The sequence below is a fragment of the Aeromonas sp. 82P genome (assembly GCF_051919365.1).
GTDB lineage: Bacteria > Pseudomonadota > Gammaproteobacteria > Enterobacterales > Aeromonadaceae > Aeromonas > Aeromonas veronii.
On sequence record NZ_JBQBEV010000001.1, the window covers coordinates 2,954,013 to 2,969,008 of the forward strand.

General features: G+C 57.8%; 13 protein-coding genes, 4 tRNA genes, 2 pseudogenes and 1 riboswitch. Of the genes and pseudogenes, 11 read left to right on the forward strand and 8 right to left on the reverse strand.

Going from position 1 to position 14,996, the window contains the following annotated elements; all coding sequences use genetic code 11:
- Nucleotides 1-40: 40 nt before the first annotated feature.
- Complete coding sequence (gene clpS, locus ACTG2S_RS13450) at nt 41-358, reverse strand: ATP-dependent Clp protease adapter ClpS (RefSeq protein WP_005337111.1); 318 nt, start codon at nt 356-358, stop codon at nt 41-43.
- 229 nt (nt 359-587) lie between these two features.
- Between clpS and cspD the strand changes: the two genes are divergently transcribed.
- Complete coding sequence (cspD, locus tag ACTG2S_RS13455; RefSeq protein ID WP_005300025.1) at nt 588-806, forward strand: cold shock-like protein CspD; 219 nt, start codon at nt 588-590, stop codon at nt 804-806.
- Between the two features lie 117 nt (nt 807-923).
- On the opposite strand, the gene folD is transcribed toward cspD, so the two are convergent.
- Nucleotides 924-1,778 carry a bifunctional methylenetetrahydrofolate dehydrogenase/methenyltetrahydrofolate cyclohydrolase FolD gene (folD, locus tag ACTG2S_RS13460; protein ID WP_005337113.1) on the reverse strand — a complete coding sequence of 285 codons (855 nt, stop codon included), beginning with the start codon at nt 1,776-1,778 and terminating at the stop codon, nt 924-926.
- 213 nt (nt 1,779-1,991) lie between these two features.
- Here folD and ACTG2S_RS13465 point away from each other — a divergent pair.
- The 8 genes from ACTG2S_RS13465 (at nt 1,992) to ACTG2S_RS13500 (ending at nt 8,356) form a co-directional block, all read left to right on the forward strand.
- Nucleotides 1,992-2,068 (forward strand) — tRNA-Pro (locus ACTG2S_RS13465).
- 37 nt (nt 2,069-2,105) lie between these two features.
- Nucleotides 2,106-2,182 (forward strand) — tRNA-Arg (locus tag ACTG2S_RS13470).
- A gap of 52 nt (nt 2,183-2,234) precedes the next feature.
- A tRNA-His gene (locus ACTG2S_RS13475) sits at nt 2,235-2,310 on the forward strand.
- Nucleotides 2,311-2,624: 314 nt separating this feature from the next.
- Entirely contained in the window at nt 2,625-3,335 is a 711-nt protein-coding gene (gene rstA, locus ACTG2S_RS13480) for a two-component system response regulator RstA (RefSeq protein WP_376892201.1), read from the forward strand.
- Nucleotides 3,336-3,356: 21 nt separating this feature from the next.
- On the forward strand, nt 3,357-4,682 hold the full coding sequence (gene rstB, locus ACTG2S_RS13485) for a two-component system sensor histidine kinase RstB (protein WP_376892199.1): 1,326 nt from the start codon (nt 3,357-3,359) through the stop codon (nt 4,680-4,682).
- 54 nt (nt 4,683-4,736) lie between these two features.
- Entirely contained in the window at nt 4,737-4,919 is a 183-nt protein-coding gene (locus ACTG2S_RS13490) for a hypothetical protein (protein ID WP_005337116.1), read from the forward strand.
- Nucleotides 4,920-5,072: 153 nt separating this feature from the next.
- A complete protein-coding gene (gene mprF / locus ACTG2S_RS13495) occupies nt 5,073-7,622 on the forward strand; it encodes a bifunctional lysylphosphatidylglycerol flippase/synthetase MprF (RefSeq protein WP_439982631.1) in 2,550 nt (849 codons plus the stop codon).
- A gap of 11 nt (nt 7,623-7,633) precedes the next feature.
- Nucleotides 7,634-8,356, forward strand: a complete 723-nt coding sequence (locus ACTG2S_RS13500; protein ID WP_376892197.1) for an AcvB/VirJ family lysyl-phosphatidylglycerol hydrolase — start codon at nt 7,634-7,636, stop codon at nt 8,354-8,356.
- A 292-nt stretch (nt 8,357-8,648) separates the two neighbouring features.
- On the opposite strand, the gene ACTG2S_RS13505 is transcribed toward ACTG2S_RS13500, so the two are convergent.
- Together ACTG2S_RS13505 and ACTG2S_RS13510 are read right to left on the reverse strand one after the other, a co-directional pair.
- A tRNA-Ser gene (locus ACTG2S_RS13505) sits at nt 8,649-8,736 on the reverse strand.
- A gap of 134 nt (nt 8,737-8,870) precedes the next feature.
- Nucleotides 8,871-9,326: a YbjN domain-containing protein gene (locus ACTG2S_RS13510; RefSeq protein ID WP_005337119.1), complete on the reverse strand. Its 456-nt coding sequence runs from the start codon at nt 9,324-9,326 to the stop codon at nt 8,871-8,873.
- A gap of 158 nt (nt 9,327-9,484) precedes the next feature.
- On the opposite strand from ACTG2S_RS13510, the pseudogene ACTG2S_RS13515 reads away from it, so the two are divergent.
- Nucleotides 9,485-10,824: pseudogene (locus ACTG2S_RS13515) on the forward strand (flavohemoglobin expression-modulating QEGLA motif protein).
- 80 nt (nt 10,825-10,904) lie between these two features.
- On the opposite strand, the gene ACTG2S_RS13520 reads toward ACTG2S_RS13515, so the two are convergent.
- On the reverse strand, nt 10,905-11,486 hold the full coding sequence (locus ACTG2S_RS13520) for a thymidine kinase (RefSeq protein ID WP_005337121.1): 582 nt from the start codon (nt 11,484-11,486) through the stop codon (nt 10,905-10,907).
- A gap of 91 nt (nt 11,487-11,577) precedes the next feature.
- Nucleotides 11,578-13,158: a Na+/H+ antiporter NhaC family protein gene (locus ACTG2S_RS13525; RefSeq protein WP_274161825.1), complete on the reverse strand. Its 1,581-nt coding sequence runs from the start codon at nt 13,156-13,158 to the stop codon at nt 11,578-11,580.
- Nucleotides 13,159-13,246: 88 nt separating this feature from the next.
- A riboswitch (Lysine riboswitch) is annotated at nt 13,247-13,418 on the reverse strand.
- A gap of 302 nt (nt 13,419-13,720) precedes the next feature.
- Here ACTG2S_RS13525 and ACTG2S_RS13530 point away from each other — a divergent pair.
- Entirely contained in the window at nt 13,721-14,125 is a 405-nt protein-coding gene (locus tag ACTG2S_RS13530; RefSeq protein WP_005337123.1) for an H-NS family histone-like protein, read from the forward strand.
- Between the two features lie 69 nt (nt 14,126-14,194).
- Here ACTG2S_RS13530 and ACTG2S_RS13535 read toward each other — a convergent pair.
- Both ACTG2S_RS13535 and ACTG2S_RS13540 read right to left on the reverse strand, forming a co-directional pair.
- Nucleotides 14,195-14,769: pseudogene (locus ACTG2S_RS13535) on the reverse strand (cob(I)yrinic acid a,c-diamide adenosyltransferase).
- Complete coding sequence (locus ACTG2S_RS13540; RefSeq protein ID WP_274161824.1) at nt 14,766-14,996, reverse strand: DUF3820 family protein; 231 nt, start codon at nt 14,994-14,996, stop codon at nt 14,766-14,768. Before ACTG2S_RS13540 ends, ACTG2S_RS13535 begins: the two are co-directional and overlap by 4 nt.

The following is a 14,996-nucleotide window of genomic DNA, read 5'->3' on the forward strand; positions in this document are numbered from 1 at the left end:
GCTACAATGTGGTGTCACACTCGCCATCAAGTCATCAGATTCAAGCCTTTTCCATAGTACAGAGCAGTGGATGTTCGTTGTTACGTGCATAGGTGTTGACTTGGACAACCTTGGTTTCGGCGATCTCTGCGGTAAACATGCCGCAGACACCCTTACCACTATAATGCACACTCAGCATGACCTGAGTCGCCTTGTCCAAATCCATACCAAAGAACTTTTGCAGCACCTCCACCACAAACTCCATGGGCGTGTAGTCATCGTTGTTCAACACAACCTTATACATGGGTGGCGGCTGCAGTTTTGTTTTCTCTGCTTCTGCAATCTCTTCATTAGCAAAGAGTTCTTTCTGCTTGCTCATAATCGCGCTTTGGTACCTCTAGATTACTACCGTCTAACACAAGGTTGTCAATAGACTTGTTAACCAGATCACATCAGCTGTTAACAACTTCTTGACTCGCTCAAAAGTTAGACTAGATTGGTTACTTGCTAATCTGTGCCCGTCTGCTATGGGCCCATGTCCCTAGTTATAAAGGGCTGGCGCAGGTTACTCAACGACTTCTGGGTAATCAATAAAAGGATGTAGAAGTATGGCAACCGGCACAGTTAAGTGGTTTAACAACGCAAAAGGATTTGGGTTTATCTGTCCGGAAGGGGGCGGTGAGGATATCTTCGCTCACTACTCCACGATTCAAATGGAGGGCTACAAGACCCTGAAAGCGGGTCAGGCTGTCAATTTTGAACTGCAACAGGGGCCGAAAGGAAATCACGCCTCTGTGATTGTGCCAAACGAAGCACAAAATATGTAAATAACACCCGTTGGATAAATAAAAAACCGGTTCCTCTCTGAGCAACCGGTTTTTTATTGTCAGATTTCTGGCGAATCCTGCCTCCTCACGGGATCACAGGGTTATCACCAGCCATGATCAGTCGTGATATTCGCTGCAGGCGATCAGGGTATTTTCCATCAAGCTGGCGACCGTCATCGGGCCCACGCCACCGGGTACCGGAGTAATGAAGGAGGCATGGCTGCGCGCCGTCTCAAACTCTACATCCCCGACCAGCGAGCCATCAGCCAAGCGATTGATGCCCACATCGATTACCAGTGCCCCCGGTTTGATCCACTCCCCAGGGATGAAGTTGGGCTTGCCGACTGCGACAACCAGCAGATCGGCACGGCGTACCTGCTCTTCCAGATCCCGCGTAAAACGGTGACAGGTCGTGGTTGTGCAGCCCGCCAGCAACAATTCGAGGGTCATGGGACGCCCCACTATGTTGGACGCTCCCACCACGACCGCATGCAGACCATGTGTCTTCACGCCGGTGGTCTCGATCAGTGTCATGATCCCTTTCGGAGTGCAGGGGCGCAGCGCCGGAATACGTTGGGCCAGACGACCGACGTTATACGGGTGAAATCCATCTACATCCTTGTCAGGCTGGATCCGCTCCAGCACCTGAGTGGTATCAAAGTGATCCGGCAACGGCAGCTGAACCAGAATGCCATCTACGTGGCTATCCGCATTCAACTGGTCGATCAGCGCCAGCAGCTCTTCCTGACTGGCAGTTGCACTCAGATCATAGGAGCGGGAGAGAAAACCCACCTCCTCGCACGCCCGACGTTTGCTGCCGACATAGACCTGAGAGGCGGGATCCGCCCCCACCAGAATGACTGCCAGCCCTGGAGCCCGTTTCCCTGCCGCCAACCGCTGTTGGACTTGCGCCGCGACCTGGCTGCGAATCGTTTGCGCAACCTGTTTTCCATCTATGATTTTGGCAGACATCGTTCTCCACTCACCATGTGTTCAACTGCCGCGCATTGTCGCATTTTTTTAGCCGGGATGTTAGCGGCAGACGCACGCCATACCTGTAGCGGGCAATAAGTAGGCACTTGAATTTACTGGGGGAAAAAGTCGTTGACGCTGGCCCTTACGCTTGGCTATGATGCCCGCCCGTTGCCCAGTACGACTCATGTCGATATGCTGGTCAGGGATTTTCGGTGATTAGCGCAGTCCGGTAGCGCATCTGGTTTGGGACCAGAGGGTCAAAGGTTCGAATCCTTTATCACCGACCATGTTCATCGACTCGTCCTTAAGACGTGTTGATACAAAGCGCCCTTAGCTCAGTTGGATAGAGCAACGGCCTTCTAAGCCGTGGGTCGCAGGTTCGAATCCTGCAGGGCGCGCCATTGATGTTCCCCAATCCTTCTGGATTGGCGAGCGTTGATGAAAATTTCAGTGGTGGCTGTAGCTCAGTTGGTAGAGTCCCGGATTGTGATTCCGGTTGTCGTGGGTTCGAGCCCCATCAGCCACCCCATTATTCTGTCGATAATCGCCGCAACGTGATGTCCATCGACTTGGTGCAGTGACCTTCTGGTCTGCTCCGCGAAAAACCGGCCTTGGCCGGTTTTTTGTTTTGTGCCAGGCAGCGCCTTGCCTTGTCTACAAGGCCATCATCCTCTAGATCGATAAACGCGGCTCCGTCCATGTGTCACGATTCGCGCCTCACCATCGATGACACAACCACGCTCCCCCGCACACCAGCCTGCCCGGTTCTTTTTCTGTATTTCCCAAGCGCCATTGATATGCTGATCGCTCTTCTTCTCTCCTGCTTTCCGTTGGAGCTTTTCTATGCAACGCATTCTTTTTGTCGAAGATGATCCCGAGATTGGCCAGCTCATCAGCAGTTGGCTCGGTCGCCACGATATGGACGTGCTCCTCGAGCCCAGAGGGGATATGGCGCTGGCCCGGGTCGAGACCGAACAGCCCGATCTGGTGCTGCTCGATATCATGTTGCCGGGGCAAGATGGCATGTCCCTCTGTCGGGATCTGCGGCCGCGCTTCGACGGCCCCATCGTAATGCTCACCTCGCTGGATAGCGACATGAACCAGATCCTGAGTCTGGAGCTGGGCGCCAACGACTACATCCTTAAAACCACCCCGCCCCCCGTGCTACTGGCCAGACTGAGGGTGCAGTTTCGCCAGCACCAACAAGCATCAACCCAACCGGCCGCCACCAGCAGCGTTCCCCAGCAGCTGCAATTTGGTCGGCTTCGGGTGGATGGCCCGGGGCGAGATGTGCGGCTCGATGGTGAGAGCATTGCCCTCTCGACCGCCGACTTTGACCTGCTGTGGGAGCTCGCCTGCCACGCGGGCCAAATCTTGAGTCGGGAAGCCCTCTTTCGCAGCTTGCGCGGCCGGGAGTACGACGGTCAGGATCGCAGCATGGATGTGGCCATCTCCCGCCTGCGCCGCAAACTGGGTGATAACCCCGACAACCCGACCCGGATCAAGACGGTGCGCCAGAAAGGCTACCTCTTCGTCCCCCACGCCTGGGAATAACCCTCTTTCGGGAGCACCGCCATGCGCCGTCTCTTTATCCAGTTCTATCTGTTGCTGATCGGCTGCTTCACCTTGGCCATCCTGCTGGTTGGTGTGGTCTATCAGGTGACCGCCGAACGGGCGGGTGATCGCTATCTCGAACGCATGATGCAGGGCTCTCTTGGCCTGTTGACCGGCGAGTTGGCAAGAACCCCGCCAGAGCGCTGGCCCGATCGACTGGCCGAGCAGAGCAGTCAGTTTACCCTCCCCCTCAAGATCGGCGAGCTGGTGCGCCAGCCCCTGACCAGCGAGGATCAGGCCTTTCTGGCTGCCGGCAACATTGTCATCGTCGAGGAGGATGACACCTTCCTGCAGCGCATCCCCGATACCGATCGGGTGCTGATTGTCGGCCCTGTACCCTACCTCTCCTACCTGCACGAGCTGCACTGGGTCGATGTGGGGCTGCTGCTGCTGATCGGCCTCTCTCTCGGCCTGCCCATCCTTCTGTGGTTGCGTCCCCACTGGCGCGGCTTGCAGCAGTTAGAGCAGACCGCACGTCGCGTGGGCGATGGGGATCTCTCCTGCCGAACCAATCTGCCACCGGGCAGCAGTCTGGCCCGGGTGGGACGCACCTTCGATCAAATGGCGACCCAATTGCAGGCCATGATTGCCAGCCGCAAACAACTGACCGATGCCATCGCCCACGAGTTGCGCACCCCGCTGGTCCGGTTGCGCTATCGGCTTGCCATGCTCGATCCTGCCCCTGCCGAGCAGGAGCAGCAGGCGCTGGAGCGAGATCTGGGAGCGCTGGACGCCCTGATCGAAGAGATGCTCACTTACGCCAAGCTGGATAGACCCGAGCTGCCGTTGCAACGGGACGAGCTGGAGCTCAGTCACTGGGCACAAGCGCATCTTGGCGACTGGCAGGCGCTGGCACCCGAGAAGAGGCTCACCCTCGATTTGCCGCCACGCCACATGCCCTGGTGCGGCGATCAGCGTCTGCTGACCCGCGCGGTGGAGAACCTGATCGGCAATGCCCTGCGCTACGCCGAGAGCGAGGTTACCCTCTCCATCTCGCGGCTGCAGGAGAACTATCTGCTGGAGGTTAGCGATGATGGGCCGGGGATCGATCCCGCGCTGGCGCCCCAGATCTTCGAGCCGTTCGTACGCCTTGATCAGAGCCGGGATCGTCGCACCGGCGGCACCGGGTTGGGGCTGGCCATCGTGCGCAGCATTGCCCGTCATCACAGGGGGGATGTGGCGCTGCTTGCCAGTGACCACGGCGCCCGCTTCTGCCTCACCCTGCCTGTACATTTGGATACAAACCGTCACCAACCGCTCACTGAAGGGCCGCTGCAACCGTCATAGGATGACTGTCATGGAGAACGCTCCATAACATCAACCCGAATAAGGAAATTGAACATGAAAAAGATCATTCCTCTGACCCTGGCAGCCGTCTTCGCCCTCACTTCCGGTTTCACCATGGCGGCCACCCCGACCAAGACAGCCACACCGCAGGCTACCCAGACCAAGGTGGTGAAAAAACACCATAAAGCCACCCACGCCAAGACCCCTGCCGTCAAAGTCGCGCCGAAAACCAAGTGATCCAACCGGTCACTGGATAGCACAGAGGGAGGCTGACGCCTCCCTTTCCATCTCTTCCCGAAATTTTCCTGACGAGCGCCTCCCTCGTCCAAACCGGATCCACGACCCGGCTCCCCCTTTGCGGGAAACGGTCAATGACCACAGGAACATGGCATGTGGCGTCATCTGCTTAAATGGCTCGGCCCCTTGTGCAGCTTGCTGCTGCTCGGCACCGCACAGACCGTGCTGTATCACCTGACTCAGGCATGGCACTGGCACGATATTCGTGTGGCCATCTGGTCCCAACCCCTGCCGCGACTGGCGGGCGCCCTGTTGCTGACCTTGCTCAGTTATGGTTACCTCTGCAGCTATGACATGCTGGCGCTCCATGCGCTGGGCAAGCGCCTTCCCTGGCAACAGGTCAGCATCACCTCCTTTATCGCCTACACCTTCTCCAATACCCTGGGATTTGCCCTGCTGACCGGCACCTCGGTACGCTATCGGCTCTACTCAGCTCTCGGTCTGGCGACCGGTGAGGTAGCCCGAGTGGTGCTGTTCTGCTCCATCACCTTTTTCCTCGGCCTGCTGGCGTGGGGAGGTGGCGCCCTACTGACCTGCGATGTATCACAGCTGCTGCCTGACTGGCCGCAGTGGGCAGATACCCTGCTCAGGCTGGCGGGCGTCATGGCTCTGCTGTTGGTGGCCAGCTACCTCTGCTGGCCCACACACCGTCTCTCCTGGCGGAAACACACCCTGACCCTGCCGGGCTTTCGGATACGTCTGTTGCAACTGTTGGTCGCGCTGGCCGACTGGATGGCCGCCGCCGCAGTGCTGTTTGTGCTGTTGCCTGCAGATAGCGTCCCCTACCCCGTGCTGCTCAGTGCCTTCGTGCTGGCCAGCTTCCTCGGGGTGCTGGCCCACGTGCCGGGCGGGATTGGGGTGTTCGAAGCGAGCATGAGCCTGTTGCTGGCTAACTATCTGCCAACCGACAAGCTGCTCGCCTCGCTGCTGCTCTATCGCTGCATCTATTACCTGCTTCCCTTTCTCTGTGCCCTGCTGCTCTTTACCAGTCAGGAGATGCTGCAACAAAAAGCGCGCTGGCAGCGGCTACAGGGGCTGATGAGCGCAGTACGCGAATTTCTGCCCGCCCTTATCAGCATGGGCACCTTCGCCGCCGGCAGCCTGCTGCTCTGCTCGGGGATGATCCCGACCATGCGCAGCCACATCGAAGTGTGGCTGCAGGTGTTACCGCTCCATCTGCTGGAGCTCTCCCACGTGCTCGGCAGCGTGAGCGGTATCCTCCTGATCCTGCTGGCGCGCAGCCTCTATCGCCGTCACGACGCCGCGTTTCGCATCACCCAGCTGCTGCTGGCTCTGGGTATCGCCTTCTCCCTGCTCAAGGGGGGCGACTGGGAGTCAGCCCTGCTGCTTGGCAGCTTCCTGCTCATCATGACACCCTGCCGCGCCCTCTTCTATCGCAAGGGGTCGCTGCTCTATCCCCAGTACACCCCGGGCTGGCTCATCTCGGTCGGCGCCGTGCTGCTGGGGGCGCTGTGGCTGCTGCTCTTCTCCTATCGTCAGGTGGAGTATGACCACGCCCTCTGGTTCCACTTCTCGCCCCATGGCGGGGCGGCCCGCGGCCTGCGCGCCATGGGGAGCGTGGTGGCCGTGCTGACCGTGGCCGGGGTCGCCCAGCTGCTTGCGCCGCTGCGCATGGTCGGTGAAAAGCCGGACAAGGAGACGCTTGCTCGCGCCCACGAGCTGGTGGTGCGCGAAGGGGGGAGCCACGGCTATCTGGCCCAGTTGCAGGACAAGTCCCTGCTGTTCCATCCCGCCGGCGACGCCTTCCTGATGTATGGCATCGAGGGCAGCAGCTGGATTGTGATGGGGGATCCTGTCGGTCGCCCCGAGCAGATCGAAGAGCTGCTCTGGCAATTTCGCGAGCGGTGCGACGAGCACGACGCCAACCCGGTCTTTTATCAGGTCTCGGCCCGCTATCTTCCGCTCTATCTGGAGCTGGGGCTGATCCCCTTCAAGCTCGGTGAAGAGGCGATGGTCGATCTGGCTACTTTCGATCTGGCGGGCAGCCGGCTGCGCAACCTGCGCCAGAGCCACGCCAAGGGCAAACGGGAAGGGTTGACCTTCGAGGTGGTCGAGGCAAGTGCCGTGGCCCCCCTGCTGCCCAGATTACAGACCGTCTCCGATACCTGGCTGCAGAGCAAGATGGGCAAGGAGAAGGGCTTCTCGGTCGGCCGCTTCGAGCCTGACTACCTGACCTTGAGCCCGGCTGCACTGGTGTGGAATGAGGGGCAGATCGTCGGCTTTGCCAACCTCTGGGTGAGCGACAACAAGGAGATGCTCTCCATCGATCTGATGCGCTACAGCCTGGATACCGGCACCGCTCCCATCATGGATTTTCTCTTTGTCGAGCTGCTGCTGTGGGGCAAGGCGCAAGGGTACGCCAGCTTCAATCTGGGGATGGCCCCCATGTCCGGCTTCAACGATCACCCGCTCGGCAGCTACTGGGCCCGCCTTGGCAATACCCTGTTCGTCCGTGGTAGCCGTTTTTACAACTTCCAGGGGCTCAGACGCTACAAGGAGAAATTTTCGCCCCGCTGGGAACCCCGCTACCTGCTCTGCAGCAGCAAGCTGGTACTGCCCAGAACCCTGACTCACCTGATCACCCTGATTAGCCGCGGCCCGCTGGGGCTGATCAAGAAATAGGAGCATGGCCAATGAGAGCCTTGATATTGCTGTTACTCAGTCTCGTACTGCCCGTTTCATCTTTTGCGGCGCACGCCGCCCCGGTCAAGGATGACCTGAGCCTGATTGAGCTGCCGGTCAAGCAGCCATCCGACGCCCCCATGGTGATCTTTCTCAGCGGCGATGGTGGCTGGGCGGCCCTCGACAAGGGGCTGAGCGCCCAGTTTCAGCTGAACGGCATGCCGGTCGTGGGCTGGAGCTCCCTGACCTACTACTGGAAGAAGAAAACCCCGGAGCAGGTGACCGCCGATCTGGAGCGGATCCTCGATGATTACCAGACTCGCTGGCAGCGCCCCCGCTGGCTGCTGGTCGGCTTCTCGTTTGGTGCCGAGATTGTCCCCTTCGTCATCAACCGGTTGCCGGAGCACTATCGTCAGGGGCTGGTCGGGGCCGTGATGCTCTCCCCCTCCACCAGCTCGGATTTCGAGATCCACGTCAGCGACATGCTGACCCACAAGGCGCGGAGCTACCCGACCGAGCCGCAGGTGAAGACCATCCGCGACCTGCCGATGCTCTGCCTGCAAGGAGCCGATGACGATGACGACGACCGCCTCTGCCCCCGTCTCAACCAACCCAACGTCACCAGCATCACCCTGCCGGGAGGACATCATTTTGACGATAACTACCCCCAGCTCTATCAGGCCATCACCAAGCATCTGAACCTGCCCCCGGATCCGCTGACAGTGGAGCATTAACCGGTATCACCACGGAATGCCTTTTAAGTAACGAGCAGGGCAAATCAGCGAGCAATGAAAAGGGCCTCTCTTGCGAGAGGCCCTTGTACTGAATTGGGCGGAAACTTTAAAAGGATCGACCAATGGATTGGCCGTGGCGTCAAGGTCACCGAGACATTTCACTGCGATTGCCCAAGCGGCTCAACCAGATGCTGGGCTATCAACAATGAGGATTTGCAGTCCTATGCCGGCAACCACTCGGGATTGCGCCATAAAACAAAAGCCCTGATGTTTCCATCAGGGCTTTGCAATTTGGCGGTGAGGGAGGGATTCGAACCCTCGATACGTTGCCGTATACACACTTTCCAGGCGTGCTCCTTCAGCCACTCGGACACCTCACCAAATTTTGGTCTGTGGTTTAACGTGTTCAGCCAACACGGTGCTCGCTACGCTGTTGCGCTGGAACGGGGCGTAATTTAGGGGAAAGCCCCGCCCGCGTCAACGGCTTTTTTCACCTGGCGAACCGTTCGAACACTTAATGCACAGATTCCGGTGCAACCTGAATTTCCGGCAGGTTGAGGAAGCCGGAACGTTCGCATTCGGCAACCAATTCGTGGGTGGCGGCGATGGTGCTTTGCACGAACAGCAGGAACTGCTCGACGCTGAGTCCGGCCTTGGTAAAGACGGTGTGGCCGACCACCAGCCGCGGCAGGTTGTCATCGATGATATCGAGGAACACCTTGAGGGAGGGGTACTGCATATTGAGTCGGCCCAGTTCGGCAACCAGCGGCAGCATTGCGGAGGGGCGCACTTCCAGCTCGGAGGAGAACAGCAGGCCTTCCTCTTCCACGAAGATCCGGCTCTCCTGAATACCATCGACCGACTGCAAAGAGACAATGTGGATACCGTGACACTGGTCGCAGACATAGTGCTCGATACGAGCCTGTTGCAACCAACGCATTATCATTTCGGAGCTGGGGATATTCATCATTTCCACGACAAGATTGGGATCAAGGGGCGCAGTCTAAACCAATTTGCTATCAACAAAAAGCACGCCAACCCGATAACCCTGCGGGTCGCTTCTTTTTGGCAAGCGCTATGCATATACTCAGCCAAATCCACGATGACGCTTGCCCCACAGGGGGCCCCATGACTATCCAAGAAAAGTATCGCCTTCATCTGAAATCACTCTCGGATGAGCTACTCACCCTGCAAAAACCCATCCGCATTCTGGATGCCATCAAATGGCCACGCCATCTGCAGGATCGCTTTCTGGCAAGCGGTGGCAGAGCGCTGCCCGCTATCGACAGGCACTTCTATGATGCCCTCCCCCTCGGCTTCGATCCGCGCAACAAGTATCTGGAGCTCAAGGAGCTGCGGGACAGGATCCGCAGAAAGTTGGGGCCAGAGGACGATCTTGGCCGGATCCTGCAAGAGACGGTCGACCAGTACATGGTGGTGATCGAGATGCTGCGCCAGCGCGGCCAACCCGATTTTCAGCGTTACAGCCAGCTGCTTTATGGCTCTGCCAGCGATCACCTGCGTGGGGATCGCAAGACTCTCAAGGAGCTGGGCGCCCGCCTGTGCGATATATTCTCCCTGCCCGGCGCGCGCCATCTGGTGCGCCCCTACCCCAAGGAGTACGAAGGAGAGGCCGCGGTCGCCAAACTACAGGGCAAGCTGTCGAGCTACTTCAGTGACGGCACTGTGCAGGTGAAGCTGAGCGATGGGATTGTCTCCGATGCCGCTGCCGGTAGCGACTACATCAAGCTCAACTCCCACGCCCGTTTCTCCGAGCTGGACTTGCAGGTGCTGGAGGTACACGAGGGGTGGGTCCATGTCGGCACCACCCTCAACGGTCGCCAGCAGCCCTATGCCACTTGGCTGAGCGCCGGTTCACCGCGGATCACCGCCTGTCAGGAGGGGCTGGCCGTCCTGATAGAGACCCTCACCTTCAGCTCCTTTCCGGATCGGGCCAAGCGTGTATCTCCGATCGGGTGATGGCCATCGACATGGCCGAGCGTGGCGCCGATTTTATCGAGGTGTTTCAGCACTTCGTGCAGCAGGGCACCAGCGAGCACGACGCCTACAAGATCACCCAGCGGGTCTTTCGTGGCGGCATGGTGGGCGGCGGCGCCTGCTTTACCAAGGATCTCTCCTACGTGCGTGGCTATGTGGAGACGGTCAACTTTATCCGCAGCGCCGTGCTGGAAGGGGTGCCCGAGATCCTGCCGATGCTGTTTGTCGGCAAGGTGACACTGGATGACATTCCGGTGCTCTATCAGCACTATCTGGAGGGGCTGATTGCCGCCCCCCGCTATTTGCCGCCGATGTTTCGCGATCTCACCGGCCTCTATGTCTGGTTCGGTTTTGCCTCCGGCATGTCACTGGTCGATATCGGCCGGGTACAGCACCATTTTCGCCAGCTGTTTCAACGCCTGCCGGTGGCCGACCCCATCATTGCGCCGGTGGATATCGAGATCGACTGAACCACAGCGATACAAGTTGGGGAAAATAAAAAGGGCGCCAGATTGGCGCCCTTCTCGACGATTCAATTATCGCAGCCGACTTACTTGTAGGCCCGACCTTCGAGATAGTGTTTGCGACAGAGTGACACATAGCGATCGTTGCCGCCGATCTCCACCTGTTCGCCATCACGCATCACCTGCCCCGCTTCGTTGACCCGGGAGTTCATGTGAGCCTTGTTGCCACACCAGCAGATGCTCTTCAGCTCTTCAAACTTGTCGGCCAGACAGAGCAGATGGTAGGAACCGGGGAACAGCTCGCCGCGAAAATCGGTCTTGAGGCCATAGGCCATCACCGGAATATCCTGCTCATCGACGATGCGGGCCAGCTGGTAGACCTGCTCACGGGTCAGGAACTGGGCCTCGTCCACGATAAAGACATCGATATGTTTCTTCGCATGGCGCTCTTTCACCATTTCAAACAGATCGCAGCTGTCGCTGAACACGTCCACCTTCAGTTCAAGGCCAACCCGGGCACTGATCACCCCTACCCCGAAACGATCATCAATGGCTGGCGTCATCGCCAGAGGATGCATGCCCCGCTCCAGATAGTTGAAGTGCGCCTGAATGAGCTGGGTGGATTTGCCTGAATTCATGGTGGCAAATTTGTAGTGCAGTGAAGCCATGATACTGTTCCGAAACTGAATTTATGGGGCGCATGCTAACCAAAGCCCCTGACAAAACCAAGGGGCCCGCGGGCCCCTTGCTCTATAAATGTTATGCGGCTGCCAGCACTGGCCGCGCTTTGGCCTTTTTCAGGTGATAGCTGGTAAAGAGCACGAACCAGAGGGCACTGACACTGAAACCGGCCAGGCTGGAGTGCATCAAGCCCATCGCCAGGTAACCGATGGCCGCGCCGAAGGCGATGGCCAGTGCATAGGGCAGCTGGGTCATCACGTGATCGATGTGATGACAGCCGGCACCGGTGGCAGAGAGGATGCTGGTGCTGGAGATGGGTGAGCTGTGATCCCCGAACACCGAGCCAGCCAGTACCGCCGCCAGCATCGGCAGCATCAGGCTGATGTCACTGGCGGCGGCCATGTCACCGGCCAGCGGCAGCATGATGCCGAAGGTACCCCAGCTGGTACCGGTGGCAAACGCCATGGCACAGGAGAGGATAAAGACCACAGCAGGCAGCACTTCGATCGGCAGGTTGCCGTTAGCCAGCGAAGCCAGGTACTTGCCGGTCTCCACGTCGCGCACCACGGCACCTATGGTCCAGGCAAACAGCAGGATGTTGATGGCTGGCAGCATGGCCATGACGCCCTGCGGAGCGGCCTTGATCCAGTTCTTGGCACCCAGCTTCAGGCGCATCGCCAGACCGATGGAGACCACCAGACTGCACAGGGCACCGTAGACCAGCGAAGAGCCGACGTTGGTATTTTCGAACGAACCGAGCACGCTGAACGGCAGCCCTTTCTCGCTCAGCACCGCAGCACCGGAATCAATCATGAAATAGATGGTGGCGGCGGTCAGGGTCAGGATCGGCAGTACCATGTCGATCATGCCGCCGTTGCTCTCCTCCGGGCTCTCCATATCCAGACCGATGGGGCGGCCCTTGGACTCATCCCACAGCTTGCCTTCCAGCGCCCACGCTTCGTGTTGACGCATCGGGCCGATGTCGAGTTGGAATGCAATCACCACCAGCACCATGATCAGGGTGAAGACGGCGTAGAGGTTCATCGGGATCATCTCGACAAACGCCGCGATGGGGCTCTGCTCGGTCAGACCGTGGGCCGCCATGATGCCGCCCACCAGGGCGATGATATAGGCGCCCCAGGAGGAGATGGGCATCAGCACGCAGACCGGCGCCGCGGTGGAGTCCAGCAGATAGGCCAGTTTGGCACGGGAGATCTGGAAGCGGTCGGTCACCGGACGGCAGATGGCCCCCACCGACAGACTGTGGAAGAAGTCATCGATAAAGAAAGCAAACACCATCATACCGGTCAGCGCTTTGGCGCCCTTGCGGGTCTTGGCACGACGCTCGGCCCACTCGGCAAAGGCACGGGTCGCCCCTGAGACACTCATCAGGCTGATGAGGCCACCCAGCAGCAGCATAAACAGGATCATGTTGACGTTGTCACGATTGAGTGCGCCATCGACCCAGAAGATCTTGAGCACGGTATTCAACATGTAATGCAGGGATTCGAGGGGCGAAAACTGATTGAGCAGCAGACTGCCGGTAACGATGCCCACACCAAGGGACAACAGCACGCGGCGGGTCAGGATCGCCAACGCGACAGCCAACAGGGGGGGAAGAACAGACCAACCGGAGTCGGCGAAATGACTAATGTCCATGATCTCTTTGCACCTAAAGATTACAGGTGGAGATCTACCGAGAGGATCTAAAGAAACAAAACCTATGGGGAGGTCATACTCCTCAGCCCCTTCAGGTAGCGCTCCATAGTGGATGACTATGGCAGTCCTGCACCTATTAGATGCAGAACCAGCAGCCCGGTATGATGGCCTGGCCACTTCGGCGCTGACTCCTTTCCTTGTGCATCACAGGCATCACCCTCCGCACAAATACTCATAGGCAGCGCGCCTCTACTTAAAGGTATTCGCCGCACATTTTATCGAGATGGCAGCTTATAGCAAGTTTTTTGATTAAATAGTCATGATAAACAGATCAAGGTCGGAAAATGGTAGTCAAATGATGCAACAACGCCAGCTTTGACGCTATTTTCACCTACTGCGGTTTCATTGGCATCCAATCACCAAGCCTATTGCTGGCCATATTAAATATCTGTATTGATGTTCCCCACGGATATAATATTTAACCCGGCTTGACTTATTTAAATCGCCAAGCAAGAATCAGCTAGAACATAATATTTTTCTCTGACTCGACGTGGTAACTCCTATGAATGAATTTTTAAAGGTACTGCTTAATATCCGCAGTCTGCGTGCGACCTGCCGCGAACTTTCTCTGGAACAACTGGAAGAGGCACTGGAAAAACTCTCTGCGATCGTTGCTGAGCGTCAGCAGGATGAAGCTGCCGAGCGTCAGGCCCGTGAAGAGCATCTGCGGAAAATTAACGAATATAGCGAAATGCTGAAAGCCGCCGGTATTGACCCGGCAGAATTGGTAAGCGCTGTCGCTACCAACCCCGGCAAATCAGAAAAAGCCAAGCGGGCGCCACGTCCGGCCAAATATCGCTATCAGGATAATGGCGTAGAGAAAACCTGGACCGGCCAGGGCCGTATGCCTTCGGCTATTGCCAGCGCAGTGGCAGCAGGCAAATCACTGGAAGACTTTGCTATCTGATCTCAATCTCGTTGCTAATAAAAAACCTCGCCAAGGCGAGGTTTTTTATTGCCGCTTAAATGTGACATATCAGATAGCCGATTGCGGGCGATCTGCTGCCTTGACCCACAGCACTTCACGATCCCCTGCTACGCAGATGAGATAGCGGGCAACGGTAAAGAACCAGTCACTCATCCGGTTCAGATAGGGCAGCACCTCGGGATTGACCCGCTCTTCCCGGCTCAATGTCAGCAGCAAGCGCTCGCAATGACGCACCAGAGTACGCACCACATGCGCTTGCGCCGCGGCACGGGAACCACCGGGCAATATAAATTGGCGCAGCGGCGGCAATGGCTCACTATAACGATCTATCTGCTGTTCAAGGCGAGTGGTCCAGGCGGCATTAACTTGCCAAATTGATTCATTCTGGGCGTCGCTGGAGAATGCCAACTCCCCCCCAGATCAAACAACTCCTGTTGCAACAGCTGTAAATCAGCCAATAAACCGATCTCTTGCGACGGCACGTCACAAATCAGCAAGCCAATATGGGAGTTAAGCTCATCGATATAACCGTAGGTCTCGACCCGCAAATGATCCTTGGGCAATGGGATACCATCGGCCAGCCGGGTCATGCCCTTGTCGCCCTGCCTTGTATATATTCTCATACCGACATCCTGTTAATAATGGGAATAATCATGGATTCGAGTCCATTGAGTTTGATTTCGTAAGCCAACACCAGCGTCTGGCCCAATTTACCCGCAGGAAAACCGCTGCGCGCCATCCACACCAGATAGGGCTCGGGAATATCGATGATACGCCGCCCCTGATATTTACCGTAAGGCATCTTGTTGGTCAGAGTCAGCAGCACCTGTTCGTCGGATAGCCAATCCAT